This is a genomic window from Methylobacterium sp. ap11 (assembly GCF_900110515.1).
GTDB lineage: Bacteria > Pseudomonadota > Alphaproteobacteria > Rhizobiales > Beijerinckiaceae > Methylobacterium > Methylobacterium ajmalii.
This window is the reverse complement of the sequence record NZ_FOEB01000036.1, coordinates 1-26,899: the sequence shown is the minus strand read 5'-3', so window position 1 is coordinate 26,899 and position 26,899 is coordinate 1. Positions and strand designations below refer to the sequence as shown.

Below are 26,899 nucleotides of genomic sequence, written 5' to 3'. Positions count from 1 at the left end.
GGTATGGTCGGCAGTGCTGCGACCGGCGACGCTCCTGCCAGCAGGCCCACGCTCGAATGGGCGGCGGCCTTGCGCGCCGGGCTCGTGGCGCTGCCGCTCCTCGGGCTGAGCGCCGGTCTCGTGGCCCAAACCCTCGGCCATGCCAATGCCGCCGCCCTTGCTTGGAGCCTCGCGACTCTGGCGGTCCTCGCCGTCCTGCTAATCCAGGTGGCGACGAGCCTGGCGCGGGGCGATGTCGGGCTCGACCTCGTCGCCGTCCTGTCGATGGGAGGGGCGCTCGCCTTGTCCCAACCCCTGGCCGGTGCCGTCATCGCGCTGATGTTCGCCAGCGGCCAGTCGCTGGAGGCCTACGCCGACGGGCGGGCGAGCCGGGCGATGACGGCCCTGATCGCGCGCCAGCCGCGCACCGCCCTTCGTGAAGAGGGGAACGGTGCGAAAGCGCCTCGGATGCGCGAGGTTCCCCTGGCGGATCTCGCCCCGGGCGACCGCATCCTGGTGCGCGCCGGCGACGTCCTGCCGGTCGACGGACGCGTCGCCGCGGGCCGCGCCGTCCTCGACCTGTCGAGCCTCACCGGCGAGTCGCTGCCCGCCGCCTTCGCGGGGAACGCCGCCGTGCTCAGCGGCAGCCTCAATGTCGGCCAGGCCTTCACGCTCGTGGCCGAGCGGCGGGCGGACGAGAGCACCTATGCGGGCATCGTGCGCCTCGTCGAGGCGGCGCGCGCCGCCAAGGCCCCGATGGCGCGGCTCGCCGACCGCTACGCGCTCGTCTTCCTCCTCGTCACGCTCGTCCTCGCCGGCGGGGCCTGGGCCGCGTCGGGCGATGCCTTGCGGGCGCTGGCCGTGCTGGTGGTGGCGACACCCTGCCCGCTGATCCTGGCGGTGCCGGTCGCCCTGGTCTCCGGCCTGTCGCGGGCGGCGCGATGCGGCGTGCTCGTCAAGGGCGGGGGTGCCCTGGAAGCCCTGGCCAAGGCGGAGATTCTGGTGATCGACAAGACCGGCACCCTGACCCATGGCCGGGCGCACCTGAGGGCGGTCACGGCGCTGCCGCCCTTCGGCGAGGGGGAAGCCCTGCGGTTGGCGGCCTCCCTCGATCAGGCCTCGGCCCACCCGATCGCCCGGGCCCTGGTCGAGGAGGCGAAGTTGCAGGGATTGAGCCTCGCCACGCCGTCGGCGGTGACCGAGGTTCCGGGCGACGGCGTGATCGGGCTGGTGGAGGGCCGGCGCGTCGGCGCGGGCGGCCCGCGCCTGATGCGCTCGCAAGGGATCGCCTTTCCGTCCACGGGTTCCAATGCCGACGGGCCGCTCGCGTCGGCGACGGTCCTGGTGGCGGTCGACGGACGGCCGGCCGCGATCCTGTCCTTCGCCGATCCGCTGCGCCGCGACGGCGCCGCCATCCTGGCCTCCTTACGGGACAGCGGCATCGCCCGGGTGGTGCTCGCGACGGGGGACCGACGCACCATCGCCGAGGCGCTCACGGCGGGGCTCCCGATCGACGCGATCGCGGCAGACCTCGATCCGGCGGACAAGACGAAGGTCGTCCTCGGGGAACGGCTGCGCGGGCCGGTGATGATGGTCGGCGACGGGATCAACGACGCGCCGGCACTCGCGGCGGCGGATCTCGGCGTGGCCTTGGGCGCCCGGGGCGCCGCAGCTGCCGCGGAGGCGGCCGATGTGGTCCTCCTCGTCGATAGCCTGGCGCCGCTGCCGGAGGCCATCCGCATCGCGAAGCACTCCCGTGCCATCGCGCTCCAGAGCGTGCTCGTCGGGCTCGGGCTCTCGCTCGCCGGGATGGTCGCGGCGGCCTTCGGCGCGCTCACGCCGGTGCAGGGCGCGCTGCTGCAGGAGGCGATCGACGTCGCCGTGATCCTGAACGCCATGCGGGCCCTCTCGGGGCCGGATCGTGGATCCCACCCCGGATTGCCGGCGACCTGATGCCGATCCCGGGGCGCGCGACGTCGGCTCTACTGACCGATCCCGGTGACGGCGCTGGAGACCTGATCGTGCGTCACTCGACGAAGTGCCAGCCGGATCTCAGCGCGCGCAGGTCGTTCTCGTCGAACGGCTCGAGGTCGTCCGGCGTGACCGGCGGAATCGGGACCTCGTCCTCGGGGGGCGACCGCGTCGGTACGACGGCAGGCCTGAGCGTGTGCCGGATGGCCTTGCGCCTGCGCGCCGTCCGGACCGATGCCGTATGGGTCGGGTGCTTCCGGATCATGACGAACCTCCTTGTTCAATGCGAGAGGAACAGCGGGACCGGCGCGTCCAAGAGGAGCGAGCGAGTCACGCCACCGAAGACAAATTCCCGCGTGCGGGAATGGCGGTCGGCTCCCATCACCATCAGGTCGGCCCGCACCAGGCCGGCATGGCTGCGGAGCGTATCGGCGATGCTGCCGTCCTGCGGCAGGTCGCTGACCGTGACGGCGACGTCGTGCCGCGCGAGGTGGCGGGCGAACTTGGCCCCCGGCACCGAGGTCAGCAGGTCGTCCGCGTCGCCGACCGAGACGATCTCGACCGCATCCGCGGCGAGCAGGAGCGGCATGGTGTCGTTGGCGGCGCGGGCCGCCTGCAGGCTGCCGTCCCAGGCCCCGAGGATCCGCCGCCCGGCGAAGGCCGGGTGCGAGCGCGGCACGGCAAGGACCGGCCAGCCGCTGCCGATCAGCGCCGCCTCGACCGTCTCGCGCGAGAGGATCTCGCTGTGCGAATCGAGGTCGAGGGCCGTCAGGTCGTGCAGTCGCGCCTCGGCCGCCTGCCGGTGCACCACCTCGGGATAGGGCAGGCGCGGCGCCTCCCAGGTGCAGACGAGACCCGCCTGTGCCGTCGCGCCGGCCGCGTTCTCGGCATAGGCGCGGTCGACGATCCCGATGCCCGGATCAGCACTCCCCTGGACCCAGGCGTCGGTTTTGACGAGGCACCACGAGGACGACTGGATCGTCACGTGAGCGCTCGCCGCCTCCGTTAGCGAGAGCTCGTACCCGATGGCCGGCGAGACCGCGTCGCGCTCGTCCTCCACGATGATGCCGACGAGGATGTCGCGGAAGGCGGCGAGCGGGGAGGGAGCGGGCATCGACATGGATCGTCTCCGGGCTGAGCTCGACGCCATGGTTCGTCCTGCCTGGAACGGGCGGCCTTGATCCAGCTCAAGCGAGCTCACACACTGTCGAGCAGCTGGTCGAGATCGAACGTCGAGCGTTGGCCCAGATCCGCCCCGTGGTTGGTCAGAAAGGCCTCGGTGCAGCGGCGGCACTCGTTCCATAGCATTTCCAGGAGTACTCATTCGGCATCGAGCTTTGAGGAGGCGCCGAACTCCACCACGACGTCTCTCGCAATGCGATGCATCCGCATCGCGGCCCAGCTGCTTCCTTGATCTCGTCGGCCGGCACGATCGCCGCAAGTCATACTCGGCGTTGGTATTTGGCGCCTTAGAAGAACGGACCATTGCCGGCGCAGCGGCTGTCGGCCTACCAAACGGTTATAGGGTGGAAGAGACGTTTCCAAAGCCAGCTCTTTCATCAAATGATGGACTCAAACCGGACACGCGAAGCAACAATGTTCGATGGAATGGGCTTGGCTACCTGCTTCCGGATTGTGCGATGATCGATCAGGTCGCCCCAATGCCTGCGGATCCAGGCGGCGCCGACCTTCTCAGCAGCGACGAGCTCCTCCACACTCTGGACGAAATCGGCGTCTGCATCTGATCGCTGCACCCACTCACACACCGGATCACCGTGTCCTCGGCGTGCTCCCGTCTCTGTGGCGTTCTCCCCGAGCGGCTAACGTCCTTTGCCGCGGCGCAGGACTCGGTGCATTTCGACGATCGCCGCGCCCGGGCGGACGCCATCGGGCGCACGCTGCGGGAGGGCGGCGCTTTTGAGATCGACTATCGCGCCGTCCGTCCCGGCGGTGAGGCGTGCTGGCTACGCTCGCGCGGGCGCGTCCTCTGCTCGATGCGGATCGCCGGTCCTGCCGGCACCGCGGCATCGTCGTCAAAATCGACGGGCAGAAGCGGGTCGAGGAGGATCTGCGCGCCTGCGAGGCGCATCTGCGCTCGATCCTCCACACCGTGCCGGACGCGACGGTGGTCATCGACGAGGCCGGCCTGATCCATTCCTCCAGCGCCGCCGCCGAACGCCTGTTCGGCTGTGCGCCCGACGAGGCGATCAGGAAGAACGTCCGGATTCTGGTGCCGGAGCCGATGAGAGCCGAGCATGACGGCTACCTCGCCCGCTACCACCGTACGGGGGGAGCGGCGCATCATCGGCCCGGCCCGGGTGGCGACGGGGCGCCGGCGCGACGGATCGACCTTCCTGATAGAACTCGCCATCGGGGAAATGCACTCGGGTTGGCAGGTCTTCTTCACCGGCTTCATCAACGACCTCACCGAGCACCGGCGGATCCAGGCCCAGCTACAGGAATTCCAGGCGGAGCTGGTCCACATCTCGCGCCTGAGCGCGATGGGCGAGATGGCCTCGACGCTCGCGTATGAGCTGAACCAGCCGCTCGGCGCCATCGCCAACGACACCAAGGGCTGCCGCCGCCTCCTCGCCCATCCCGATCCCGCCACCGTCGCCACGGCGGCGGACGTCCTCGACAAGGTCGCCGAGCAGGCGCTGCGGGCCGGCCAGATCATTAGCCGGCTGCAGGATTTCCTGGCGAGGGGCGAGACCGTGCGACGCGCCGAGCCGGTCGCGAGGCTGATCAAGGATTCCTGTGCGCTCGCCATGGTCGGCGCCCGCGAGCAGGGCGTCGTCCTGCGCCTCGCGCTCGACCGCCGAGTCGGCTCGGTCCTCGCCGACCGGGTGCAGATCCAGCAGGTTCTGATCAACCTGATCCGCAATGCCCGCGAGGCCATGGCGCAGGGCCCGTGCCGCGAACTCGGCGTCGCTACGCGGCCCCTCACCGCCGACAGGGTCGAGATCGCCGTCTCGGCTACGGGGCCCGGCATCGCCGATGACGTGGCTGCGCGCCTGTTCCAGCCCTTCGTCACAACCAAGCCGGGCGGCATGGGCGTCGGTCTCTCGATCTGCCGCACCATCAGCCAGGCACATGGCGGGCGCCTGGAGGTCGAGCGCAACGGGGCCGGCGGCGCCACCTTCCAGTTGACCTTGCCGCCGGCGCGACAAGACAAGCCGCGCCGAGAGGAGCCGGGCCATTGCGCTTGAACTGGTGCACGTGGTGGACGACGACCCCGCCATGCGGGACTCGCTCGCTTTCCTGCTTGAGACCGCCGGCTTCGCCGTGCGCTCCTATGAGAGCGGGACCGCACTGCTCGAGCGCCTCGCGACCCTGGTCTCGGGTTACGTCCTGACCGACATCCGCATGCCCGGCCTCGACGGACTCAACCTCATCCGCCACCTGCGCGAGACCGGGAACACCCTGCCGGTGGTCGTGATGACCGGCCACGGCGACGTTCCGCTCGCCGTGGAGGCGATGAAGCGTGGGACCTGCGACTTCATTGAGAAGCCGTTCGACGGCGAGGTGCTCCTGCGGGCCCTGCGCAATGCCCTGTCGCCGGGCCGCGCCGCCACGGCGGCCGATCCGACCGTGTAGCACTTCCTGCAGCGCATCGAGACGCTCAGCGAGCGGTAGCGTCAGGTCTTCGACCGCCTGGTTGCCGGTGCGACCAGTAAGGAGATCGGCCGCGCCCTCGATATCAGCCCGCGCACCGTGGAGATCTATCGGGCAAAGCTGATGGCCAAGACGCAGGCCGCCAGCCTCCGGGACCTGGTGCCCCGGGCGGTGCTGGCCGGCCTCGCCTGACCCGCTTGAGGCAAGTCAAGGCGGGCTGCCCCCGGGCTGTCGATGGTCGGAACTCGCATCCGCGCCTCGAGCCACACGGCCGGTCCCATCCATGGTGAGCGCTCTCCCCATCTACGTCGTCGACGACGACCCGGCGGTCCTGCACTCGGCCCGCTTTCTGTTCGAAAGTGAAGGGCACCGCGTGGAGACGTTCGCCAGCGGTTTCGAGCTCCTGTCGGCCTTCCCTGGCCCCTGTCCGCTCTGCGTGCTCTTCGACCACGTGATGCCGGAGATGGACGGGCTTGAGGTCTGCCAGCGCCTGCGCAACATCGATGCCAGTGTTCTGGTCATCCTGATTACTGGTCATCCCAACCCGCGCATTCGCATCCGCGCGCGCGAGGCCGGCGTGCCCCTCATCGCCAAGCCGCTCGCCTTCGAGACGCTCGTCGACTTCCTCGCGGCCGGTCGTACCGCACCTGCCTTCCGAGGATCGCCGTGACGGCGAGTGGCGTGGCATGATCCCGGTTCACGAACGGCCCTCGTTCCCGGCCTGCTCCGGCCAGGCAGCCCGCCGCGGGATTTCGCGGGCGCGGCGGCTTCTCGCGGAGCGGCCCAGGGCGGGCCCGGGAGGGTGAGACCCGCTTTCCCCGCTCCGGCTGGAAGCCGAGCCTGACGGGGCCTGCGCTTGGCGCCTTGATCCAGCGTAAGCGATCGCCGCTGCTGGACCGTCCCGACCGATATCGTCTAGCAGAGATAAGCCAAGGAGCATAAATTGTTTTAGATCACAGCGTGGATACGTTTAGAGCATTTTACGACGAAGTGGAAACCGGTTCGTCTGAGAAAATGCGACAAAACAAAGACTTATAGAGCTTCGCGATTGCAACGCGATCGTGTAGCGCTCTAGTCACAGCGCGCTCGCCGTGACGCACAGCCAGCATCAGCACCTGATGCCGTTCCGACAGCTTCGACTGGTCAAGGATCAACACGATCCCGTCCGGTTCACATGCCGCGCGCTCCAGAACTTCGGCGGCGAAGGGGGCCATCACGGCATCGAGATCGATCAGGGTGTTGCTCAGAACACGCGCGATCCATTGATAGCGCATGTCGGTCCGATCCGCCTCGCGCGGCAGAGAGGCCGCCAAATCCATCAGGCTGGCGCTGCGCACCTTCAGAATCGTGGCGACGAGCAGGGCGAGATTGTCAAGCTGGGTCTTGCGCTGCTGCGGCAGACGGCGTTTCGACTCACCAAATAGCCCGTTCGCGACTGCCCTGATCCCACTCACGACTCCGAAAACCTCCCCGCCAACAGGGAGATCCTGAATCGCACCCCGCTTGCAGCCGTCAACCACAAAGTGTCAAACTGATGGGTGGCAAGGCTGCTGATGTGCCTCGTTCGCGACGTCGTATGGTTCCGCGCCGATTAGGACATTCTCGACGAGGGAGCCACGCTCCGACAATTCGGCGTGGTCTTGGAGGGGTAGGCCTGCTGCTACAAGCAGACGGAGGATGGCCGCCGGCAGAGCATCACATACTTGATTCAGGGTGACATGTGTAATGCGCCGCTCGTCTTTCCGAGTATCAACAATTACTCTGTTTGCGCACTGACGTCAGTCCGTATCGCCCGGATCGATGGGAAGGACATCCTGTCGGTGATGGAAAGGTCTCCGTCCATTGTGCGCGCCTTCTGGCTCGACATGCTCACCACCGCCGCCATCCGGCGGGAGTAAACAGCGAACATTGGCCTGCGCACGACCCGGGAGCGCATTGCCCATCTGCTCTGAGAGATTGTCCTCTGCATGCGTGCGGTCGGTCTATTCCAACATGGCAACTGTGTTTTGCCTTAGACGAAATATAACTTCGACGAAAAAGTTGATATTTTGACTGTGAAAGTGAACCGAAAAAATTTCCAAGATCTGCTGACTTCTGGCCTGATGGCATGGAAACGCCAGAAACTAATAATTCCCGATTTTGCGGCCCTCCGCAACGTCGCACATTCCGACAGCAGCTATCTGTACCGCGCCGGGATGATTGCGGATGCGTACCGGGCACCTGCCGTTCAACACCTGGCTATCGAGATCGCCAACTCTCGCGTTATAGGATGATCAATTTTACCACATATAAATCTTGATTTGCTAATAACTTGCGAGGCTGGGCTGAATTTGCCTTGTGCGTCGGGCATGTCCCAACCAGCCTGGACACTCATTGCTCATATCGAGCAAGAAATTTGTGATATTGAAGGTCGTATCGCGACGCTGTGCCTGCTGATTGAGCTGCTGGAGGATAGCGGCGATGTTCGCCTACCAGCTGTATTGGTTGAGGCGCTGGCCGAAGAACTGAAGCTGCATCACCGGCTACGTAGGGCGATTTTCCGGCACGGCCTGCCCGGTCGCTGAGGCGATCCGCACGCTGTTGCTTCGGCACAAGGTTCGGATGCGACTGCTCCGCCTGTCGCGTCCAGTGGTCTCACGCCGTTCTGCGAACCGTTTGGGCATGGAGGTCAGGCTTACGTACTTGTCCTTAAGCAGACCCGCTTAAGCGCCCGACCGGAATGTCTTCAGGACAATATTCCGGCCACTCTCACCTTCATCAAACGCGATGAGGAGCGGAAGATGTCGCGAGAGACGGTTCTGTCCTCTGCTTCACGTCCGTTCGTGGGCTCCCGCGCGCCGGTGACGGCCGGCGACGGCCCTGGCCTCTTCGCCGCATGCCCCGACCTCATCGGCACTCCTGCCGCCTACGACCGCGAGAAGGAGATCTTTGGCGGGGGCGAGGAGGCGGAGAGCGTCTACCGGGTGATGCAGGGCGCGGTTCGCACCAACAAGGTCCTGAGCGACGGCCGGCGCCAGATCACCGGTTTCCACCTGCCCGGCGACCTGTTTGGATTCGAGCCGGGCGAGGCCCATCGGCACAGCGCCGAGGCTTTGTCCGGGACCAGGGGCCTGATCTTCAAGTGGCGGCAGGTCGAGCGGATCGCTACCCATCGCGCGGAGATCGCCTGCCAGCTCTGGAACCTGGCCACCCGCTCCTTACGCCAAGCCCGGGACCACATGCTGCTGCTCGGGCGGCGCTCGGCGCTGGAGCGCGCCGCCGCCTTCCTGCTCGATGTCGACCTGCGGCTGGGTGGGACCGGCACCTTCGACCTTCCGATGACCCGCCGCGACATCGCCGATTACCTCGGGCTGACCATCGAGACCATGTCGCGCACGATCACCCAACTGGAAGCCGAGGGGGCACTCCTGCGCACCGGTGGGCGCAAGGTCAGCCTGCGCCGTGGCCTGATGCACCGGCTCGTCGAGGATTGAGCGGTCCGGCCCGCATACGCCAGAGCCGAGAGGGAGGTCGTCATGACGACGTTCGACGAACGAGAGCAGGCCTTCGAGCGTCAGTTCGTGCATGAGGAAGACATACGCTTCCAGGAGCGCACCCGGCGCAACCGGCTCCTGGCGCGCTGGGCCTGCGAGCGGATGGCGCTCGGCCCCGACGCAGCCTCGTACTTCACTGATACCTTCGTTGCCCAGACCGTGCCCCTCGACGACGAGGCGCTCCTGGCGCGCCTGGCCATGGAACTCGCGGCGGCGGGGACCGACGAGCCGGTCTCCGTGCTGCGCCGGGAGATGCAGCGTTGCGCTGGGCTCGCTCGGGCGGAGAGCCGCGTCGGCCTTGCGCTGGATCAAGGCTCGTCCCCGTAGCTCGTCCAAGATCTCGAAGAAACTCTTGCGGACACAGCCGCGCCACCAGGAGCCATGCCAACGGAGCTTTGCCATGACCGACAAGGATCTGCGCCACGACGTCCTCGACGAACTCGACTTCGACCCCAGCCTCGACGCAGCCTAGATCGGCGTCGCCGTCTCGGAGGGCGTCGTCACCCTGACCGGCCACGTCGGCAGCGACACCGAGCAGGTCGCGGCCGAGCGCGCGGTACGCTGGGTGAGGGGTGTGCGCGCGATCGCCCAGCAGATCGCGGTCCGCTTCCCGCAGGCTAAGAAGGTGATGGACGACCAGATCGCTGCACGCGCCCTCGCGATCATCGACTGGTCGGTGCACCTGCCGAAGGATGCCATCCAGGCCCGCGTCGCCAAAGGCTGGATCACCCTGACAGGTGCCGTGCCCTGGCAGTATCAGATGGTGGAGGCGGAAGCTGCGGTCCGCAAGCTGTCCGGCGTTGTCGGGGCGTCGAACCTCATCGAGGCTCGGCCGGAGGTACGGCCGAGCGCGGTCCGGAGCAAGATCCTGGAGGCTTTCCGGCGCCACGCCCTGCTCGACGTGGATGCAATCACGATCAGGGTCGAGGGAGACTGCGTCACCCTGGAGGAGGCCGTCTCGTCGCTTGCCGAGCGCGACGCAGCCGGGCGGGCGGCTTGGTCGGTCCCAGGCGTCCGCGCCGTCGACGACCGGACCGTCGCTCCGACCTGAGGAGGCGATCATGGCTCATGGAACGCACGCACCCGGACAGCGGGCGCAGGAACCCGGCGCCAACGCTGCCGTCCAGGCCGCGTCGGCCGAGCTGCACCGCGTGACCCTGACCCTGGCGCGCTGCCCCGAGCATCCAGACGGCAGCGCCGGGCGCGGCTACGACTTCGTCGCCCCGCTTGGGCCGGACGGCCGTCTCGACGCCGCCCTCTGGCGCGAGACCTGCGACCAGTGCCGCGTCCGCCGCTTCTGGACCGGCGAGCCGGACCGCCACGGCCGGCTCGTCCATCGGGCGGGCGGGGAGGGCGGTGCGACCTGGCTCATCGACTATGACGACCGCACGACGGACGACGACGAGCCCGGCTACCGCCTCGGGACGCACGCCTTCGTCGTGGGCGAGTACGTCTCGATCCGCGACACCGGCAGCGGGGATTTTTGCACCTTCATGGTCGCATATGTGAGCGCGCCGATGCCGGACCGGGAACCGTGACCGTCCGGCGTTCCGCGTCGCCGGACCTGCGACCCTTCACGTCTCGTCGTGCCCTGCCGGCATGGTGAGCGGCAGCATCCTATCATTGATGATCGAGATTGCATGCGACGGTCTGGCTGCATTGTCCAGTCATACTGGCGCGTTTTCGATCATTTTGGGCCTCGCGGTCGCGGATCCGGAATGACGCGGTGCGCGCGAGAGCCTTTTTGAATCTTGATATCGGCATGGCAATCGAGTTCTATTTCCCACCTGCGACCTCATCCTGAGGTCGCGGGTGGCATTGCATGCTTGATTCTAACAGACTGGCTTAAATGTCGTCGGAATCACATGCCCGCCTCCGCAACAGGCCGGACAGATCCGGCCTCGACCAGCGAAACCGGGATGCAGTACCTCAGCGTCGCGCCTCAGGCACGATGGTCCACCCGTCGACGGTCTCACACGAGGCGGATCAGCCCGACGCCCCCATTCCGGAATGCCGGTCCCCGATCTCTCCTTCCCCCTGCATGATGTCGCCCTCGACCCGGCGCGGATCGGGCTGCGCCGAACCATGCTGCTCGGCCCAGACCCAGTTGCGGATCTCCGGCAGATCCTCGCCGGTCCGGCAGACATGGGCATGGTGGGCGGCGAGCGCGTCCCGCAGGGCCTGCTCGGCATGGTCGCCCCGGGTCCCGAGGCGGCGCGGGACGGTGCGCAGGGCCGCTTGCGCGAGGTGGTAGCGGTCGAGCCGGTTCAGTACGCACATGTCGAAGGGCGTCGTCGTGGTGCCCTCTTCGATGAAGCCGTGCACGTGGAAACTGTCGTGGTTCCGGCGCCGATAGGTCAGCCGATGGATGAGCCAGGGATAGCCGTGATAGGCGAAGATCACCGGCCGGTCGCGGGTGAACAGGCTGTCGAAGGTGGCGTCGTCCAGCCCGTGCGGATGCATCTCGGGCGAGGCCAGCGTCATCAGGTCGACGACGTTGACGAGGCGCAGGCGCAGGTCCGGCACGTGGCGGCGCAGCCACTCGACCGCCGCCAGGGTCTCCTGGGTCGGCACGTCGCCGGCGCAGGCCATCACCACGTCGGGCTCGACCTCGCCTTCGTTCGAGGCCCAGGCCCAGATCCCGGCGCCCGCCGCGCAGTGGGCGGCTGCCGCGTCGAGGTCGAGCCATTGTAGGGCCGGCTGCTTGCCGGCCACCACCACGTTGATCCGGTCGTGGGTGCGCAGGCAGTGGTCCATGACGCAGAGCAGGGTGTTGGCGTCCGGCGGCAGGTAGATGCGGGCAGTATCGCCGCGCTTGTTGGCGAGGAAGTCGATGAAGCCCGGATCCTGGTGGCTGAAGCCGTTGTGATCCTGGCGCCAGACGTGGGACGACAACAGGATGTTGAGCGAGGGCACCGGCCGGCGCCAGGGCAGGGCGCGGGAACTCTTGAGCCATTTGGCGTGCTGGTTCACCATCGAATCGACGACGTGCACGAAGGCCTCGTAGGTCGCGAACAAGCCGTGGCGGCCGGTCAGCACGTAGCCCTCGAGCCAGCCCTCGCAGAGATGCTCGCTCAACACTTCCATCACGCGGCCGTCCCGGCTCAGGTGATCGTCGTCCGGCAGGATCGGGCCCTGCCAGGCGCGGCCCGTGACGGAAAACACCGCGTCGAGGCGGTTCGAAGCGGTCTCGTCAGGTCCCATGATGCGGAAGTTCCGGGCCTCCCGGTTCAGCACCAGGATGTCGCGCAGGTAGCCGCCGAGCGCGCGCGTCGCCTCCGCCGTCACGCGGCCCGGCGCCGGCACCTCGACCGCGAGGGGTGCCAGTTCCGGCAGGCGCAGGGGCCGCGACCCGTGCCCGTTGGCGTGGGGGTTGGCCGAGAGGCGCCGCGGCCCCGTCGGCGGCAGAACCGCAAGATCCGCAGCAAGCGCTCCGTCAGCCGTGAACAGCTCCTGCGGGCGGTAGGAGCGCATCCAGCTCTCCAGGATCGCGAGGTGCTCCGGGTTCTCACGCACGGACGCGACCGGGACCTGATGCGACCGCCACGTCCCCTCGACCGGCTTGCCGTCGACCGTCCGCGGCCCGGTCCAGCCCTTCGGGCTTCGCAGCACGATCATCGGCCAGCGCGGGCGCCCGGTCGCGCCGCGCCGCGCCCGCTCGCGGATCGCCGCGATGGCGTCGAGGGCCGCGTCGAGGGCGGCCGCCATCGCCTGATGCATCGGCCCGGGCTCGTGACCCTCGACGAAGACCGGGGCATAGCCGTAGCCGATGAACAGGCTCTCCAGTTCGTCCCGCTCCAGGCGGGCGAGGAGCGTCGGGTTGGCGATCTTGTAGCCGTTGAGGTGCAGGATCGGCAGGACCGTGCCGTCGCGCAAGGGATCGAGGAACTTGTTCGAGTGCCAGGAGGCGGCGAGGGGGCCCGTCTCCGCCTCGCCGTCGCCAACCACGCAGGCGACGGTCAGGCCCGGATTGTCGAGGGCGGCGCCAAAGGCGTGGGCCAGCGCGTAGCCGAGCTCCCCGCCCTCGTGGATCGAGCCCGGCAGCTCCGGCGAGGCATGGCTCGGAATCCCGCCCGGGAATGAGAACTGCCGGAACAGCCGCGCCATCCCGTCTGCGTCGCGCGGGACGTCCGGGTAGATCTCGCCGTAGGTTCCTTCGAGCCAGGCATTCGCGACGAGGCCGGGGGCGCCGTGGCCGGGCCCCCAGACCGCCATCATATCGAGGTCGCGCTGGCCGATGACCCGGTTCAGGTGCGCATAGATGAAGTTGAGCCCCGGCGTGGTGCCCCAATGCCCGAGGAGCCTCGGCTTGACGTGCTGAGGCGCCAGTTTCTGGCGCATGAGTGGGTTGTCCATCAGGTAGATCTGCCCGACCGACAGGTAGTTGGCCGCGCGCCAGTAGGCGTCGATCTCGCGCAGGCCCTGCGGTCCGAGAGGACCGGGCACGAAGGCGAGGCCGGGTTCGTGGTTCCGTTTGCTGCCGGGCCGCGCCGCGCCCGCTGTCGTGCTGGTTTCCCACATGTCGGTCTCCCAATGCCGCGGATCTCGGCGTGAGCCTGTCGGCGGGACGGCATGCCGGCCTTGAGGTGTATCAAAGCGCCGGACGATACCGCGCGGGAGACTGATCTCGGCGGGGCGTCGAGCCCCGGCACGGGAGACGGTCATGAAGCTCTGCTCCATCCTGGTGTCCGTCGATCTCGGGCCTGCAGGCGCGGATCGCGTCCAGCTCGCGGCCGGGCTCGCCGCGACTCACGCGGCACGGCTCGTCGGCGTCGCTGCCTGCCCGGTTCCCGCCACCGTGCCGGCGGGCGACGGAATCGTAGTCGAGCGCGTCTACGACGCCGAGGACGAACGGGCTCGCGAGCGGCTGGCGGCCGCCGAGGCGCTGTTCGAGCGCGAAGCCGGGTCCGTGGCCAAGCGCATCTGGCGCGGCAGCCTGAGCCTGCCCGTGGCCACCACCGCCGAACAGGCCCGCACCGCCGATCTCGTGATCGTCGGGCGGCACGGGCCTGCCGATGGGGATCCGGGACCGATGGCCGTCCCGCCCGGTGCCTTGCTGATGGAGGCCGGCCGTCCCGTCCTCGTGGCGCCACCGGGCCTGGAGCGCCTCGCTGCCAAACGGGTGGTGGTCGCCTGGAAGGACACCCGCGAGACCCGCCGCGCCGTCCACGATGCCCTGCCGCTCATTGCCGGCGCCGAGCGGGTCTGCGTCGTCGCCGCAGGGCCGGACGCTCATCATGAGGGCGCGGAGGCGACGGCCCAGTACCTGTCGTGGCACGGCCTCGCCACCACCACTCATCTGCTGAGGAACCCGGCCCTGTCGGTGGCCGACGAGGTGCTGCGCTTCTGTGAGCGCGAAGGCGCGGACCTGCTGGTGATGGGGGCCTACGGCCATTCGCGAATGCGCGAATGGGTGTTCGGCGGCGTCACCCGCGACGTCCTGCGCACGACCCCCCTCTGCTGCCTGATGAGCCACTGATGCGCACCCGCTTCCTCGTCGCGATGGGCACCGTCGTGTTCCTGTCCCCGTCCACGCCCGTCCGTGCCTGGGACCGGCAGGTCGAGCAGGGTCGGACGCTGGCGCGCGCGCATTGCGCCCGCTGCCACGCCGTCGGGCGCTCCGACCTCAGCCCGCTCCCCGCCGCACCGCCGTTCCGCGATCTGCATGCCCGCTATCCCGTCGAGGATCTGGCGGAGTCCCTGGCCGAAGGCATCCGCACCGGCCATCCGAGCATGCCCGAGTTCCGGTTCGACCCGGACCAGGCGCAATCCCTTATCGCCTTCCTCAAGTCCCTCGAACGTTGAGCGGAGCTGCCCGGTGCAGCTCCGCTCAGTCTTTGCCCTTGCATCATTTTATCGCCGAACTGGTGACAACTTCGGCGAATGATGCCGATCCGGAGGATCCTCCGATGTTCCTGCGCTGCCTCCTCGTCCCGACCGCGCCCGGCCTCGACCCGACCCGCCGGCTCGACGCCGCCTTGCGCCTCAGCCGGCGCCTCCACGCCCATATCGGCGTCGGCTTCATCGCGCCGGGACCGGAGAACGTGCTGGCGGCTCTGGCCGGCACGGCGCCGGTGAGCAGCGCCACCATCGCCGCCATCAAGGAGGGCATGCGCGCCGCCGCCGCCGAGGGCAAGGCGGCGCTCCAGGCCTGGTGCGCGCGCGAGGGTGTGCCGTTCAGCCCTGAGGTTGAGCGCCTGGACGCCACCTTCGCCACCTGGACCGAGTGGTCCGGTGAGGTCGAGCGCGTGCTGACGCTGGCCGGCCGGGTCGCCGACCTCATGATCGTCGACCGGCCCGATCCCGCACAACCCTTCACCGGCCGGGCTCTCGACACCGCGCTGTTCTCGGTCGGGCGGCCCGCCCTGATGGTGGGCGAGGTCGTTCCCCACGACCTCCTGGAGCACGTGGTGATCGCCTGGAACGGCAGCCTGGAGGGAACGCGCCTCGTCGGACAGTCGATCGCGCTGCTGCACGCGGCGAGCCGGGTCACGGTGGTGCAGGCGCGCACGGATCGCGCCGAGGAGGCGAGAGCCGCGGACCTGTGCGCCTATCTGCGCTGGCACGGCATCGTGGCTCATGCGAGCAATCTGACGGTTGCGGAAGGGACATCGGTGGGCGCCGCCATCCTCGATGCCGCCGGGAGGATGGACGCCACCCTGCTGGCTCTCGGCGCCTATACCCACAGCCGGGTGCGCGAGTTCCTGCTCGGCGGCGTCACCCGCCAGGTGATCGAGACCGCGCGCATGCCGGTGCTGATGGCCCATTAGCGCTGGCTGCGCTGGTGTCCTGCATCGGCTTGCCGAGATCGATCTTACCAAGATCGAAGGACCGAGGATTATCGACCGCAGAGACGCCGCTGGATCTCGCTCACCGTGGTCTTCGTCAGATCCTGATCGATCTCCGCCACGACGACGCAACGGAGCCGCTCGGGTAGGGCGAGGCGCAGGGCGGCGAGGATGCGCGGCGGGGCAACGACAACAAGGGCCGAGACCGGGCCGGAGACGCGATTGACCCCGGCCGCAACCTCGGCCGCGAAACGCTGCTCGCCCTGCTCATGTCGATCGGCCTGCGCGACGCCGCTGCGGCGCTCGTCGACCCGGACGCGGGGCGGGCGGTCGGTGCCCTGCTCGCGGGCCGGCGGGTTGGGCGGTGCTTCAAAGGCGTGCTGGATCTGGAGGTCCGGGTTAAGCGGATATCCTTCGTTGCGCAGTACCAGCGCCTTTCGGCCGTCGGCGACGAGGACGCATCCGCGATGCGGGATCCGGAGGGGAGGTTTCGCGATCATCCAAGTCGCTCCCGCGCGTCTCGACCGCCGTCGGACTCAATGGCTCATCAGGCAGCAGACCGGGCTCCCGGCCATGAGGTCCCGGGTGACCCCGCCGAAGGCCCATTCCCGCAGGCGCGAATGGCCGTAGGCCCCCGCGACGACGAGGTCAGCGCCGTACTCCGCGGCAGCGTCCGTGAGCGCCCCGGCGACCGTGGTGCCGGTCGCGTCCGGGGTCACGGCCCGCGTCGCGATACCGTGAGCTTGCAGCAGGGCGACGAGGTCCCGGGGGTCGGCCGGCCCGAACCCGTCATCGACCGAGGCGACCACGACCTGGGAGGCCCTCTCGAGGAAGGGTATTGCGTCCCTCACGGCCCTGCGGGCCTCACGGGTGTTCTTCCAGCCGACCAGGACGCGCTTGGCGTCGAGGTGGTCGATGCCCGGTGGCACGACCAGCACCGGTCCTCCGAGCTGCATCGCGAGATCGGCCGGGTCGATCGCGAAGAGAGCTAGCGCTTCCCTCCGGCCGACCACGACGAGATCGGCCGCAGCAGCCTGTGCGATCAGGAAGGGAAGCGAGGGGCTAAGCTTCGACCGCCACGCCCTGCGTCGGTCCCGTCCGATCTCCGCTTCGAAGACCGCATGCGCCCGCGTGAGATCATTCATCACCATCTCGCTCGCCGCCGCCAGGGCGTAGGTGCTGCCGAGAGTCGGGCCGACCGGGGGAACCCCGTAGGGTGGCTCGTCCGCCGCCACGCCGATCAGGCCGGACCCGAACGCGTCGACGAGATGACCGGCGAGGCGCAGGCGTTCGCGCGCCGAGGGCTCGAGGTCGACAGCCACCAGGATGCTGGCGATGGTCATGCGGGCGCTCCGATCGGTCATGCGGGGTTCCCGGGCCGGGGCGCAGCACGAACAGGATGCCCGTCGGGGCAGCCCGATCGTCCACACTGGGACGCCCGCCCTTCGGGCGAGGCGGGTGCGGCGGCAGAAGGGGGGCGATCGCACCCCAGAGATCGTCGGGAAGAAGCGGGCGAGCCATACCGACCCAACGCCCGACCGGACCCGATCGTGCCGTTCTGTTAGACGCTCTTAGTCGCCTTCTGAACGGCCATCCCGCGCCGTTCGTCTAGCTCGATCGGGCGGTGCGTCATCTGAACAACCTTCCCGTTCTGCTTGAGCGCATGATAAGGTTTTTTTGTTGATAATATTTTTCAGGGACACAGGCCTGATTTAAAAAATCGCTGTCACCTCGGGTGCACCGCGTGTAGCGCCTGACTGACGAGTAAAGATTATTTGATCAGAAATTACTGAAAAGTAGGATTCGAGCCACGGGGATGTCTCGTCCCCAAGACGTATGGAACTCATAGCTCGGCGGGGGCTCTAGCTGCCAGCACGGGCAACACAGAGGTCTTATTTTCGGTAATGCGCGTGCCGATACCCCCGACCAAGCGCTCGATGTCTGCTGTGGACGCTCGAATCTGAAGAATGGCACCCTGGAGCGCCTCGATATCGAGATCTCCAGGCTCATCGGCACTCCACCATCGGCCATTGTCGATGGCTTGAAGCAGACGGCCGAGCCGCCCGTGATCCCGCGTAAGCTGCTCGATGATGTCTCTGCCGCGTTCCACCGTCATCTCCCTGAATAATATGAGAATGAAATACGACTCCAAAGGAAAAGCGTTCGGTCATAGGAGATTTTTCCTATCAGGTATGACCGCTCATAATTCCGTCGATTTCCCTGCAAGCGCGCCTTCTTCATGCGGCCAGCAACTCGGTCGATACGTCGCTCCTCGCGCGCGATCTTCAACACGTTATCGCGGACGCGATCACAGAAGATACTTCTATCGCGGCCTGTATTCGGAGGTATTTCTCCGTCCAGTTGTTCTGATGTGCGCTGGTGCAGGTAGGCCCAGGCATTCAAACGCCTCAAGAGCTTGACGTGATCGCGATCTTCGAGGGCGTTTTCGATGCCCCAGCGCAGGAAGCGTAACCTCAGGCCGGCGATTGCCACATGCAGGGTCGAGATCGCATGAGTTCGCGGGGGATTTCGTCGTGAAGGAAGGTCGGTGGGCATCGCGCCCTCCGTTCGATCCCGACCCATCGCCAGGATTCAAATCTGGATGTGGTATCTAGCCAGTAGATAGCAATATGCCGAAGAAAATAAATATCTCAATGCGACGCGTTTCCCGTGTGCAAGATTGCTGATTTTTGTCAGAGTCCGCAAATTTCTGTAAGCGCACGGAATAAATGGGCAAAACTCAGTCGCTGCCACGGGAAAAATACGCATCTGTGTTTGACACAAAACGGCGAGCGACGCAGCGCCAGCTCTCACCTCTGGGGTGGGCGCATGGTAAGCGCTCGGTGACGCTTCCTTTTACCCACATCCATGGTCAAGCTTGGAGCGTTGCGGGATCGGCCTCATTGGTGATTGCTTGAGAGGCACCTGAATCCTTGAAAGACGAGGTGCTCCATGCCCGTTGCCACACGGTGCTGTTGGGAAGAGGAACTCGCCGAAAGCACCTTCGCCGATGTCCGCCTCGAGCAGCGGCTGCACCGGCTCGTCGGACAGATTGATCGCAGCCTCGGCGCCAGCCTGCCGTTTGCCTGCCAGGACTGGGCCAGCACTAAAGCCGCATACCGCTTCTTTTCCAACGAACGGGTCAGCGAGGCGCAGATCCTGTCGGGGCACTTCGCAGCGACACGCGAGCGTGTGCGGGCCAGTGAGGGCCCCGTGCTGGTCCTCCAGGATACGACCGAGTTCACGTTCCAGCGCGAGAGCCATGAGGCCGTCGGGATCACCCATACCGTCACCTCTGGGCGCGATAAGGCGGGTCAGGTCCGCATGCACACGCTGTGTGGCCTGCTCATGCATGCCTCGCTCGCGGTGACCACCGACGGCCTGCCGCTCGGGCTTGCGGCGGTGAAGTTCTGGTCGCGGCAGAAATTCAAGGGCCCGAATGCGCTCAAGCGCAAGATCAATCCAACCCGTGTCCCGATCGAGCAGAAAGAGAGCTTCCGCTGGCTGGAGAACCTTCGCCAGTCCACATCGCTATTTACCGCGCTGGACCGTTGCGTGCATGTCGGTGACCGCGAGAGCGACATCTACGAATTGTTCTCTCTGGCCCGAGACCTCAGCACACAATTCATCGTGCCAGCTGCGTGGATCGGCTGGCCGGTAACGGCCAGCACACGATCGCCGACGAGATGGATGAGGTCGCCGTCCAAGGGCTTCATCGGGTTGAGGTTCGCGACCAGCGAGGGCGGCTCGTCACCGCCTCGGTCGAACTCCACTATCGCCGCATCACGATCTTGCCGCCGATCGGCAAGCAAAAGCGTTATCCCCCGCTGTCGCTCACCGTCCTGCACGCACGTGAGCTGGAAACGCCGAAGGATCGTCCGTCGATCGATTGGCGGCTGATCACCGACTTGCTTGTAGACGGCCCCGAGCAGGCCGTCGAAAAATTGGACTGGTATGCCAGGCGCTGGAAAATCGAGGTGTTTCACCACATCCTGAAGACAGGCTGCCGCGCCAAGCACGCGCGGCTGCGGACGGCGGAGCGCTTGGTCAAGCTCATCGCGGTGTACTGCATCCTGGCGTGGCGGGTGTTCTGGACGACCATGATCAGCCGCTCGGCGCCGCGAGCGGATCCGCACCTGGCCGTGACTGATCATGAGATCGCGCTGCTCGACCGCCTCGTACCCGACTTGCCGGCCGGTGAACGATCCCTCTTTGCCTATGTGGTGAAAGGTCGCGCGCCTCGGCGGTTACCTCGCCCGCTCACGCGATCCGCCGCCCGGCAACCTCGTCATGTGGCGCGGCTTTGCACGCCTCACCGATATTGCGCTCGGAGCCGCCCTCGCCCAGACATCGCCAGGATGTGGGTAAAAGGAAGCTTCACCGAGCGCTTACCCTTTGCCGCCGTCCTGCACCATTGCTGTGGCGTGGCGCACGCTATCGTGGCCCTGCCGCCGCCCTCCACGCTCGCCGGTCTCGGCGCCCTGGCGCTGGCGCTATCCGTCCGTGCGGAAGAAACGATCGGCCGGCCGCAGGACGACGGGATGGACGACCAGCGCTATCCCGAGGAACGGCGCCTTGTGGTTGCGATCCGGGCGATGATGGCGGCTTCGGGCGTCGAACCCTTGCCGGAATGGGCCGGGTTCGAGGTCGGCCCGGACAGCGACGCGAAGTGGGAGGCGCTGAACGCGCGAGCCGGCAAGGGCTCGGCCCCCGCCTGGGCGTTCGAGGGCAAGGCCGGCCCCGACGCCATGAAGGAGGTCTAGCCGATGTCCAATGTCGTGACCTTCCGTCCCCGTCTTCGTCCGACCAAGCCCCGAAACGCCCAAGCCGCCTTCCGGGAGTAGATCGAGGTTGCGGCGCAAGCCGCTCGCGACACCGCCGATAAGCTGATTGCGATCCTCGACCAGATGGACGGCGACCCCGACGCCGAGGACGGCGGGGACGACGAACCCTCGATAGGCGCCCCCGAGGGGCATGCCTCGCAGCTCGTCTGGCTTCGCGGCGGAGACCGCGACCTTGAAACCATGGCCTCGGAGAACCGCCCGTGAAGCTCGCCGCTACCGCCCGCCTGTCCCTCGCGCTCGGACAGCCCCGAGGCGTCGCCTTCGGCCTGATGCGCCTCCGGGCCATACAGCGCCAGGTGCTCGCCCAGGCCGGCCACGAGGCCGGGAAGGGCAACGTGCTCATCGCCGCCGGCCTCCTCGTCCTCTGGCTCGTAGGGCTTTGATGATGATCGCTCTGTCGATCGTCTAGATGCTACCCAGGCCGGTGGTCGGAATGATCGGCAGTCCTGATGATATCGACGGCCGGCCTGGTTTCGTTAAGATGTTCGGCCATGAAGCGATCGAAGGTAGCGCGATCCTCGGCGCGCTTCAGCTTGTCAACGAAGCTCTCAAAATCCTGGAGACGGGTTTCGAGAGCGTGGCGTTGCGCCTCGATATGGCTGATCTCACCATCGCGCCACGCGTCGAAGGCAGTGTTGCCGCTGGTACGCACGGGAGTGAAACGAGCCTGTTCGCGAGGTGCAGCGCCCAGCCCGAAAGGCCGGCGCAGACGTTCGAAACCGGGGAGCCCGGACGGCCTGAGATCGTACCGCCCAAGCGCCTGCCATGCCACGGCGGCAAGGCCGGCAAGACCACCGATATAGAGGGCATCATGGATGAAGGGCATGATGGGCATATGAAAACTCCTTGCGCTCGTACCGGCGCCGTTAACGATGGCTGGAGCATGCCATCGTGTCCCCGATGCGGCCTGAACCGGTCGGTTCAGTTTGAGTTAAGCTTTTCAGCATGAACGCATGGCCTATCCCGTGCTGCGGACGGGATGCCGGGGCGGCCAGGACGGCATGGCTGGCCGATTACGAGCTGCGCGACATGAATTCGACGCCTCAGGGTTGATGGCCGGGTAAACAGTTCCCATCATTGCGTGTCAGGGCCGCGTAGCGTATCGGCCCCGCGCCCCGTCAGGCCATCCGGCCGGCGGGGCTCGCCATGTTGGGGGCGCCTTGGTCATCCTGCCGCGCGAAGTAGGAGAAGACCGACATGGCCCGCCGCCCAGCGAACGTGACCCAATCCGAGATTTCCAGGGCGATCCGCGCGGTACTCGATGCTGGCCTTCCGGTAATCCCTGTCCGCGTCCGGCCAGATGGTGAGGTCATCGTTGAAACGGTCGAAGTGAAAAACCCGAACGCTGATCAGGCAGAGCCGTGGGATGATAAGAAAATTATCTTTATGTAAACCCTAGTTCGATGCATCCATCCGGGCGGCTGTTTGCGTAGAATTACCCCTGACTGTCAGCCTCAAGTTGCTGGATACGTCCCCTGGAACAGGTCGCCCATGGCCTTGCGCCGGACCAGGGTCCGCCAGCGGCGGCGCTGATGCTCGTAGCGGTCGTGCAGCATGTGGCAGCGCTGGCAGAACGCCGCCAGGTTGGCGTCGTCGTTGTTGGCAGTGTCGTTGTCGCGGTGAGCGGCGGTCAGCACTACCTTCGAATCCGGACCCGGGCGAGCAGATCCTCGTTGCGCAACCGCTGCCGGAGCCGACGGCCCTGGCCGTCACGCCAACCGAGATATCGGCATCCCACCACCGGCCGTCGCCAAGGTGGAAGACCCGCTGGAGGTGCGGACGGGCGCATTCCTGGCAGCGACCCTGCGCTCAGCGGAAGCGGATCGCGTCGGAAAGTTGTGGCCAGTCGATGGGGTAGAAGAAGCGGTGCTCCGGCCGGATCGGCATCCCTGCTCCCCCGAGTCGGCGGCGTGCTGTCCGGATGTACGCTAACCGATCTTGTAGTTAAGCCTAGCCTACCGGATCATCAATCCGCTTTGGCGTAGCCGCATAAGACGAAAGCTTAGCTTATAACGGGAGAACTCGGGGGGCTGATGGCGGCGATGGATGCTAGCAACAGCCGGTTCAGACGCGGTGCCGTGGTGCCGGCACGGGTCGGGCTGGTGAAGAAGCGCACCTGGTCGACGAGGTTCGAGATGCGCTCGCCGCGGTTCACGATGCGGTTGAGCGAGGTGCCGAGCGTGTCGGCAGTACAGTAAGCCCCGCATCGGATGAGGCGACTCACTTCACGTTTCCACAGCACATAGCGATGAGATCGGCACTAGCGCCAGAGGAGCATAGCTCAGCGGAACAGCGAGAGGATGTTCTGGCTCGATGAATTAGCTATGGAAAGCGCTTGCATTGCCAGCTGCTGCTGCGTCTGAAGGGCTTTTAGTTTCGTCGACTCTTCTTCGATATCAGCATCAACTAGGATACCGATTATTCGATCATTGGATTTTATCAGCGTCGATATAAATATTTTCTGGCCGTCGATCTGTGTTTTGCTGGCTCCTAGCTTCGTGCCTGCGTCAGACACATAAGCGATTGCCGCTTCAACGTCTTGACTTATGATCTGAAGCTGAGCATCCCCAGATGCGCCATTGAGTGTTGAGATGTCAAGCGTTGCGGTCGCGTAGCCCGAAGATCCTACGGTGTCGAGGAGTCCACGGACGGGGGTAGTTGCGCTTCCGTCTCGGCCAGTACTAGTCTTTGGAGCGCCAGGCCGCACAACCTCACTTCCGACTGCGGATTGGCCTGGGGTAAAACCGAAGGCAGCAGCATCCGGACCATTTACTATTATTGTAGAAGACGGTCCAGCAGCTCTTGCTACGGCAACAAATCTGGGTAAACCACCTAAGCTTCCGATGTTCATGAAAAAATCGGCACTTACCCGTTGCCTCTCACGCAAAAACATATCTGATAGTTCATCAAATGTTACAGATGATAGATTTGCGGGTGGCGGTTGGGTGTTTGAGTCAAACGTATAAGTAAGCGAAGATGTCCCGTCACCAAGTGTTATTGTTTTTGTATTAGTTCCTGACAGATCTATGTTATTATAAGCGCTTGTTGCAAATGCAGCAGGTTCATACAATTCGCGACTTGCAGCTGGGCTGACAGCGAGTTCTACGCTGGTACGCCCAACCGAAGGCGGAACGCTTTGCAAGGTAAGCGAGGCCGTGCTGCCTACCGCCGTGGTAGTGAAACTCAGGCGTCCGTCTGTGGTCAGGGACGCGGTGAGCTTGCCTGCTAGCGCTGATGATCTAGAGATCTCGGCGTTTATGGCTTGCGTCAAATCTTCTGGAGATACTGCAGATATATTGGATGCGTATGATGTCATGACAATACTATTTAGTCTAATCGTATCCGTTGCACCACTCGAAGTAATCTGAAGACTGACTTCCTGACCTGCTGTAAAATCCGCGCTGCTCCGCCCTGCAAATGCCGTCGTAGCCATAATAGGGACATCACTGAACAGAGAAGCGGGCGCTGCGTCTGTACGAACGACCGTGGAGCTGAGATCGTAGAGCTTTATATTGCTAATATCGACAGGGAAGGTCGCAAAAGTGAGCGTACCTGAGGACGCACGGGTGAACCCAGCTACAATGTTTTGCTTGGAGCGGTACGTGGCAGACGACGAGTCGACAGAAAGCCAGTTCTGGCCATTGGAGTTCGAAGATTCGGCGGTAGCCTTCATTTTAGACTGAATCGCCGCAATCTCGATCTGCACCTTCGAGCGGTCGACGCCCGGGGTCATCGCGGTCTGCAGCTTGGCGCGTATATTGTGGAGGTCGGTGATGATCGAGTTCAGGCCGTTATAGGCGGTGTTGACGGCCGACGAGCCGAGGCCGAGCGAGTCCTTGACGGCGCTGAGCGAGGCGTTGTCGGTACGCACGGCGGTGGCGATGGACCAGTAGGCGGCGTTGTCGGAGGCGCCGGAGACGCGCTGGCCGGTCGAGATCCGGTTACTGGTGATATCAAGGTGGTGACTGATGCCCTTGAGGGTCGTCAGGGCTGTCATTGCAGAAATATTTAGAAGAAAGCTAGTCATCGTGTTGACAAGAGCCTCTTTTTCTCACGAATATTTTAAGTCTACAGGATGCAATTTCATTTTGATAGGACACGAATGTTTAAAAATCGATTAACAGAAGCCTAAACATGAAGGCTTTCAAATGCACGACTTTCGATAGAGGCAGAGCTGATCCGCCCCCATGGGGGTGGTCCGTCCTGAGGTATGGCCTTCGGGCCAGGACGAGGACGGACAGATGGGCACGAAGCGGAACAAGCCGGAGGATGTGGTCGCCAAGCTGCGGCAGGCGGACGTGTTGATCGCGCAGGGACAGAGCGTGGCCAACGTGATCCGCGCCCTCGGTGTGACCGAGGTGACATACTACCGCTGGCGCAAGGAGCTCGGCAGCTTGAAGACTGTGGGTCGACTTCGAAGTGGGACCCCGGGCCAGGTGTGTAGCCGCCGATGTGAAACTGGCTCTCCCGCGTTTGTGGTGCAGCCGGGCGGCGAGTCACGGGGCCGCACGGATCGTGAACATCAGGACCGGCCTACACATCTGATCTGGTGCCCAAACGCCTGCTGCCCCTCATCCCCGCCGGTCTCGTCGTCGATCAGGTCGACCTCGAGCCTGACCAAATCATCATCCGTACCCATCCCCGCGCGACGGCTGCCGGCTGCCCAGGATGTGGAGAGACCTCGGCCCGTCCCCACTCGCGCTACACCCGCACCCTGGCCGACCTTCCATGGCAAGGCCGGCGCGTCGTCATCGCGGTCCAAACGCGGCGATGGCGGTGCCCGCAGCCACACTGCCCCCGCCGTGTCTTCGCCGAGCGGCTCGCCGGCGTTGCTCAGGCCGGCGCACGCCGCACTCACCGCCTCGGGGACCTGCAGCATCACCTCAGTCTCGCACTCGGTGGTGAAGCCGGCGCACGCCTGGCGGGGCGCCTCGGCCTGCCGGCCAGCCCCGACACGCTGCTGCGCCTCGTGCGAGGTCGTGCGCCCGCACAGGTCGAGCGCACACCGCGGGTGCTCGGCATCGATGATTGGGCCTGGCGGCGTGGTCAGCGCTACGGCACGATCCTGTGCGATCTGGAACGAGGCCAGGTCATCGACCTGCTGCCCGATCGCGAGGCCGCCACCGTAGCAGACTGGCTGCAGCAGCATCCCGGCGTCGAGGTCGTAGCTCGTGACCGCGCCGGTGCCTACGCCGATGGCGTGCGTCGTGGCGCCCCCGGGGCGGTCCAGGTCGCCGATCGATGGCATCTGCTCTGCAACGGCTCGCAAGCGCTGGTGCAGGTGCTCGGCCGGCACCGCGGCGAGTTCTCCCGGGTCGCGCGAACCATCGTGAGCCGAGCCGAAGCGGAAGCGCCGCCGGTCGAACCCCGTCCGGCCACCAAGGCCCAGCGGCGACAGCAGCAGGGTCGGGCTGACCGGGAGGCCCGCTTCCAGCATGTTGCAGCCCTGGCTCGGGACGGGCAGGGCATCCGCGCCATCGTGCGCGAGACCGGGCTGTCGCGTAACACGGTGCGGCACTGGCTGCGGGCCGGCACGGCGCCGACCTGGCACAAAGGCGAACGAACGCGGATCACTGATCCCTTCGTGCCCTACCTCGTGCGGCGGCTCGATGAAGGCGAGTGCAACGCGACGCGGTTGTGGCGCGAGCTGCAGGCCTCGGGCTTCCGGGGTGGCGTGATGAGCGTCCGGCTCTGCGTTGCAGCTCTCAGGGGCGGCCCGCCGCGGATGCGACCTGCCCCTGGTCCAGTCTGGCGCCGCCCGTCGCCGCGGCGGGCGGCGCGGCTTCTCCTGACCGACGGTGAGCATGGCGAGATGGACGGGCGCTTCCTCGATGCTCTGGTGGCCGCCGTCCCGGAGATCGAGCGTGCGCTCGCGGAGGTGAAAGCCTTCACGGTGATCGTGCGGGAGCAGGATCAGGCCGGGTTCGGTGCGTGGCTGGATCGCTGTCGCGATGGCCCGCTGAGCGGCCTGGCGGAGGGGTTGAGGCGGGATCGAGCCGCCGTGGAAGCAGCGCTTGCGCTGTCCTGGAGCACGAGCCCGGTCGAGGGACAGATCAACCGCGTGAAGACGCTGAAGCGGACGATGTATGGGCGTGCCAAGCTCGACCTGCTGCGCGCCCGGGTGCTGGCGGCGTGACCGCTACGCCTGCACCACAAATGCGGGAGAGCC

General features: G+C 66.2%; 25 protein-coding genes and 6 pseudogenes. 19 read left to right on the top strand and 12 right to left on the bottom strand.

The window, feature by feature from the left end; genetic code table 11:
• The first annotated feature begins 3 nt into the window (after positions 1-3).
• A complete protein-coding gene (locus BMX97_RS30150; RefSeq protein WP_091754814.1) occupies positions 4-1,932 on the top strand; it encodes a heavy metal translocating P-type ATPase in 1,929 nt (642 codons plus the stop codon).
• A 73-nt stretch (positions 1,933-2,005) separates the two neighbouring features.
• On the opposite strand, the gene BMX97_RS30145 is transcribed toward BMX97_RS30150, so the two are convergent.
• Both BMX97_RS30145 and BMX97_RS30140 read right to left on the bottom strand, forming a co-directional pair.
• Entirely contained in the window at positions 2,006-2,215 is a 210-nt protein-coding gene (locus tag BMX97_RS30145) for a hypothetical protein (RefSeq protein ID WP_091754813.1), read from the bottom strand.
• A 15-nt stretch (positions 2,216-2,230) separates the two neighbouring features.
• Positions 2,231-3,070: a universal stress protein gene (locus BMX97_RS30140; protein ID WP_091754812.1), complete on the bottom strand. Its 840-nt coding sequence runs from the start codon at positions 3,068-3,070 to the stop codon at positions 2,231-2,233.
• 520 nt (positions 3,071-3,590) lie between these two features.
• On the opposite strand from BMX97_RS30140, the pseudogene BMX97_RS30135 reads away from it, so the two are divergent.
• From BMX97_RS30135 to BMX97_RS30125, 3 genes and pseudogenes are all read left to right on the top strand, one after another.
• Positions 3,591-5,159, top strand: a pseudogene (locus BMX97_RS30135) (PAS domain S-box protein).
• A pseudogene (gene fixJ / locus BMX97_RS30130) lies at positions 5,149-5,757 on the top strand (response regulator FixJ). Before BMX97_RS30135 ends, fixJ begins: the two co-directional pseudogenes overlap by 11 nt.
• Before the next feature lie 91 nt (positions 5,758-5,848).
• Positions 5,849-6,235: a response regulator transcription factor gene (locus tag BMX97_RS30125; protein ID WP_091754811.1), complete on the top strand. Its 387-nt coding sequence runs from the start codon at positions 5,849-5,851 to the stop codon at positions 6,233-6,235.
• A gap of 310 nt (positions 6,236-6,545) precedes the next feature.
• Here BMX97_RS30125 and BMX97_RS30120 read toward each other — a convergent pair whose 3' ends face one another.
• Positions 6,546-7,019, bottom strand: a complete 474-nt coding sequence (locus BMX97_RS30120; RefSeq protein ID WP_091754810.1) for a hypothetical protein — start codon at positions 7,017-7,019, stop codon at positions 6,546-6,548.
• 894 nt (positions 7,020-7,913) lie between these two features.
• Here BMX97_RS30120 and BMX97_RS32495 point away from each other — a divergent pair.
• The 5 genes and pseudogenes from BMX97_RS32495 (at position 7,914) to BMX97_RS30095 (ending at position 10,636) form a co-directional block, all read left to right on the top strand.
• Complete coding sequence (locus BMX97_RS32495; protein WP_143074749.1) at positions 7,914-8,129, top strand: hypothetical protein; 216 nt, start codon at positions 7,914-7,916, stop codon at positions 8,127-8,129.
• A gap of 216 nt (positions 8,130-8,345) precedes the next feature.
• Positions 8,346-9,038, top strand: a complete 693-nt coding sequence (locus tag BMX97_RS30110) for a helix-turn-helix domain-containing protein (RefSeq protein ID WP_091754808.1) — start codon at positions 8,346-8,348, stop codon at positions 9,036-9,038.
• Positions 9,039-9,080: 42 nt separating this feature from the next.
• Positions 9,081-9,425 (top strand): DUF1476 domain-containing protein, encoded by a 345-nt coding sequence (locus BMX97_RS30105; RefSeq protein WP_091754807.1) that lies wholly within the window; start codon positions 9,081-9,083, stop codon positions 9,423-9,425.
• A 73-nt stretch (positions 9,426-9,498) separates the two neighbouring features.
• Positions 9,499-10,149, top strand: a pseudogene (locus BMX97_RS30100) (BON domain-containing protein).
• 10 nt (positions 10,150-10,159) lie between these two features.
• On the top strand, positions 10,160-10,636 hold the full coding sequence (locus BMX97_RS30095) for a hypothetical protein (RefSeq protein WP_177202404.1): 477 nt from the start codon (positions 10,160-10,162) through the stop codon (positions 10,634-10,636).
• A gap of 448 nt (positions 10,637-11,084) precedes the next feature.
• Here the strand turns inward: BMX97_RS30095 and BMX97_RS30090 are convergent, their stop codons facing one another.
• Positions 11,085-13,619, bottom strand: coding sequence for a phosphoketolase family protein (locus BMX97_RS30090; RefSeq protein WP_091754806.1), 2,535 nt, complete (start codon positions 13,617-13,619; stop codon positions 11,085-11,087).
• A gap of 142 nt (positions 13,620-13,761) precedes the next feature.
• On the opposite strand from BMX97_RS30090, the gene BMX97_RS30085 reads away from it, so the two are divergent.
• From BMX97_RS30085 to BMX97_RS30075, 3 genes are all read left to right on the top strand, one after another.
• Positions 13,762-14,577, top strand: coding sequence for a universal stress protein (locus BMX97_RS30085; protein ID WP_091754805.1), 816 nt, complete (start codon positions 13,762-13,764; stop codon positions 14,575-14,577).
• Positions 14,578-14,600: 23 nt separating this feature from the next.
• Complete coding sequence (locus BMX97_RS30080; protein ID WP_244538723.1) at positions 14,601-14,903, top strand: c-type cytochrome; 303 nt, start codon at positions 14,601-14,603, stop codon at positions 14,901-14,903.
• A gap of 104 nt (positions 14,904-15,007) precedes the next feature.
• Positions 15,008-15,868, top strand: coding sequence for a universal stress protein (locus BMX97_RS30075; RefSeq protein WP_091754803.1), 861 nt, complete (start codon positions 15,008-15,010; stop codon positions 15,866-15,868).
• Positions 15,869-15,936: 68 nt separating this feature from the next.
• On the opposite strand, the gene BMX97_RS30070 is transcribed toward BMX97_RS30075, so the two are convergent.
• The 5 genes and pseudogenes from BMX97_RS30070 to BMX97_RS32490 all read right to left on the bottom strand — a co-directional run bounded on the left by BMX97_RS30070 (position 15,937) and on the right by BMX97_RS32490 (position 18,442).
• The gene (locus tag BMX97_RS30070; RefSeq protein WP_091754802.1) at positions 15,937-16,386 is read right to left on the bottom strand and encodes a host attachment protein; all 450 of its coding nucleotides are present in this window, start codon (positions 16,384-16,386) and stop codon (positions 15,937-15,939) included.
• Positions 16,387-16,422: 36 nt separating this feature from the next.
• Positions 16,423-17,229, bottom strand: a complete 807-nt coding sequence (locus tag BMX97_RS30065; protein ID WP_091754829.1) for a universal stress protein — start codon at positions 17,227-17,229, stop codon at positions 16,423-16,425.
• 34 nt (positions 17,230-17,263) lie between these two features.
• Positions 17,264-17,407: pseudogene (locus BMX97_RS30060) on the bottom strand (transposase); the annotation flags it as partial.
• A 322-nt stretch (positions 17,408-17,729) separates the two neighbouring features.
• Positions 17,730-17,996: a hypothetical protein gene (locus tag BMX97_RS30055; RefSeq protein WP_177202403.1), complete on the bottom strand. Its 267-nt coding sequence runs from the start codon at positions 17,994-17,996 to the stop codon at positions 17,730-17,732.
• Between the two features lie 2 nt (positions 17,997-17,998).
• Positions 17,999-18,442, bottom strand: coding sequence for a hypothetical protein (locus tag BMX97_RS32490; RefSeq protein ID WP_143074748.1), 444 nt, complete (start codon positions 18,440-18,442; stop codon positions 17,999-18,001).
• A 396-nt stretch (positions 18,443-18,838) separates the two neighbouring features.
• Between BMX97_RS32490 and BMX97_RS30050 the strand changes: the two genes are divergently transcribed.
• The 3 genes from BMX97_RS30050 (at position 18,839) to BMX97_RS30035 (ending at position 21,113) form a co-directional block, all read left to right on the top strand.
• On the top strand, positions 18,839-19,786 hold the full coding sequence (locus BMX97_RS30050; protein ID WP_244538718.1) for an IS4/Tn5 family transposase DNA-binding protein: 948 nt from the start codon (positions 18,839-18,841) through the stop codon (positions 19,784-19,786).
• A gap of 1,007 nt (positions 19,787-20,793) precedes the next feature.
• On the top strand, positions 20,794-20,934 hold the full coding sequence (locus tag BMX97_RS34030; protein ID WP_244538717.1) for a hypothetical protein: 141 nt from the start codon (positions 20,794-20,796) through the stop codon (positions 20,932-20,934).
• Positions 20,931-21,113, top strand: coding sequence for a hypothetical protein (locus BMX97_RS30035; protein ID WP_091754800.1), 183 nt, complete (start codon positions 20,931-20,933; stop codon positions 21,111-21,113). Before BMX97_RS34030 ends, BMX97_RS30035 begins: the two co-directional genes overlap by 4 nt.
• A gap of 29 nt (positions 21,114-21,142) precedes the next feature.
• Here the strand turns inward: BMX97_RS30035 and BMX97_RS30030 are convergent, their stop codons facing one another.
• On the bottom strand, positions 21,143-21,565 hold the full coding sequence (locus BMX97_RS30030; protein WP_091754799.1) for a DUF2852 domain-containing protein: 423 nt from the start codon (positions 21,563-21,565) through the stop codon (positions 21,143-21,145).
• Between the two features lie 362 nt (positions 21,566-21,927).
• Here BMX97_RS30030 and BMX97_RS32480 point away from each other — a divergent pair, with 362 nt between their 5' ends.
• Positions 21,928-22,122, top strand: coding sequence for a hypothetical protein (locus BMX97_RS32480; protein ID WP_143074746.1), 195 nt, complete (start codon positions 21,928-21,930; stop codon positions 22,120-22,122).
• 62 nt (positions 22,123-22,184) lie between these two features.
• Here BMX97_RS32480 and BMX97_RS30025 read toward each other — a convergent pair.
• Positions 22,185-22,617 (bottom strand): annotated as a pseudogene (locus BMX97_RS30025) (hypothetical protein).
• 146 nt (positions 22,618-22,763) lie between these two features.
• Between BMX97_RS30025 and BMX97_RS30020 the strand changes: the two are divergent.
• Positions 22,764-22,928: a DUF4113 domain-containing protein gene (locus tag BMX97_RS30020; protein ID WP_091754798.1), complete on the top strand. Its 165-nt coding sequence runs from the start codon at positions 22,764-22,766 to the stop codon at positions 22,926-22,928.
• 83 nt (positions 22,929-23,011) lie between these two features.
• On the opposite strand, the gene BMX97_RS34285 is transcribed toward BMX97_RS30020, so the two are convergent.
• Positions 23,012-24,757 (bottom strand): flagellin N-terminal helical domain-containing protein, encoded by a 1,746-nt coding sequence (locus tag BMX97_RS34285; RefSeq protein ID WP_091754828.1) that lies wholly within the window; start codon positions 24,755-24,757, stop codon positions 23,012-23,014.
• A gap of 214 nt (positions 24,758-24,971) precedes the next feature.
• On the opposite strand from BMX97_RS34285, the pseudogene BMX97_RS32475 reads away from it, so the two are divergent.
• Together BMX97_RS32475 and BMX97_RS30010 are read left to right on the top strand one after the other, a co-directional pair.
• Positions 24,972-25,133, top strand: a pseudogene (locus BMX97_RS32475) (IS3 family transposase); the annotation flags it as partial.
• A 146-nt stretch (positions 25,134-25,279) separates the two neighbouring features.
• On the top strand, positions 25,280-26,866 hold the full coding sequence (locus BMX97_RS30010) for an ISL3 family transposase (protein WP_244538676.1): 1,587 nt from the start codon (positions 25,280-25,282) through the stop codon (positions 26,864-26,866).
• Positions 26,867-26,899 lie beyond the last annotated feature (33 nt).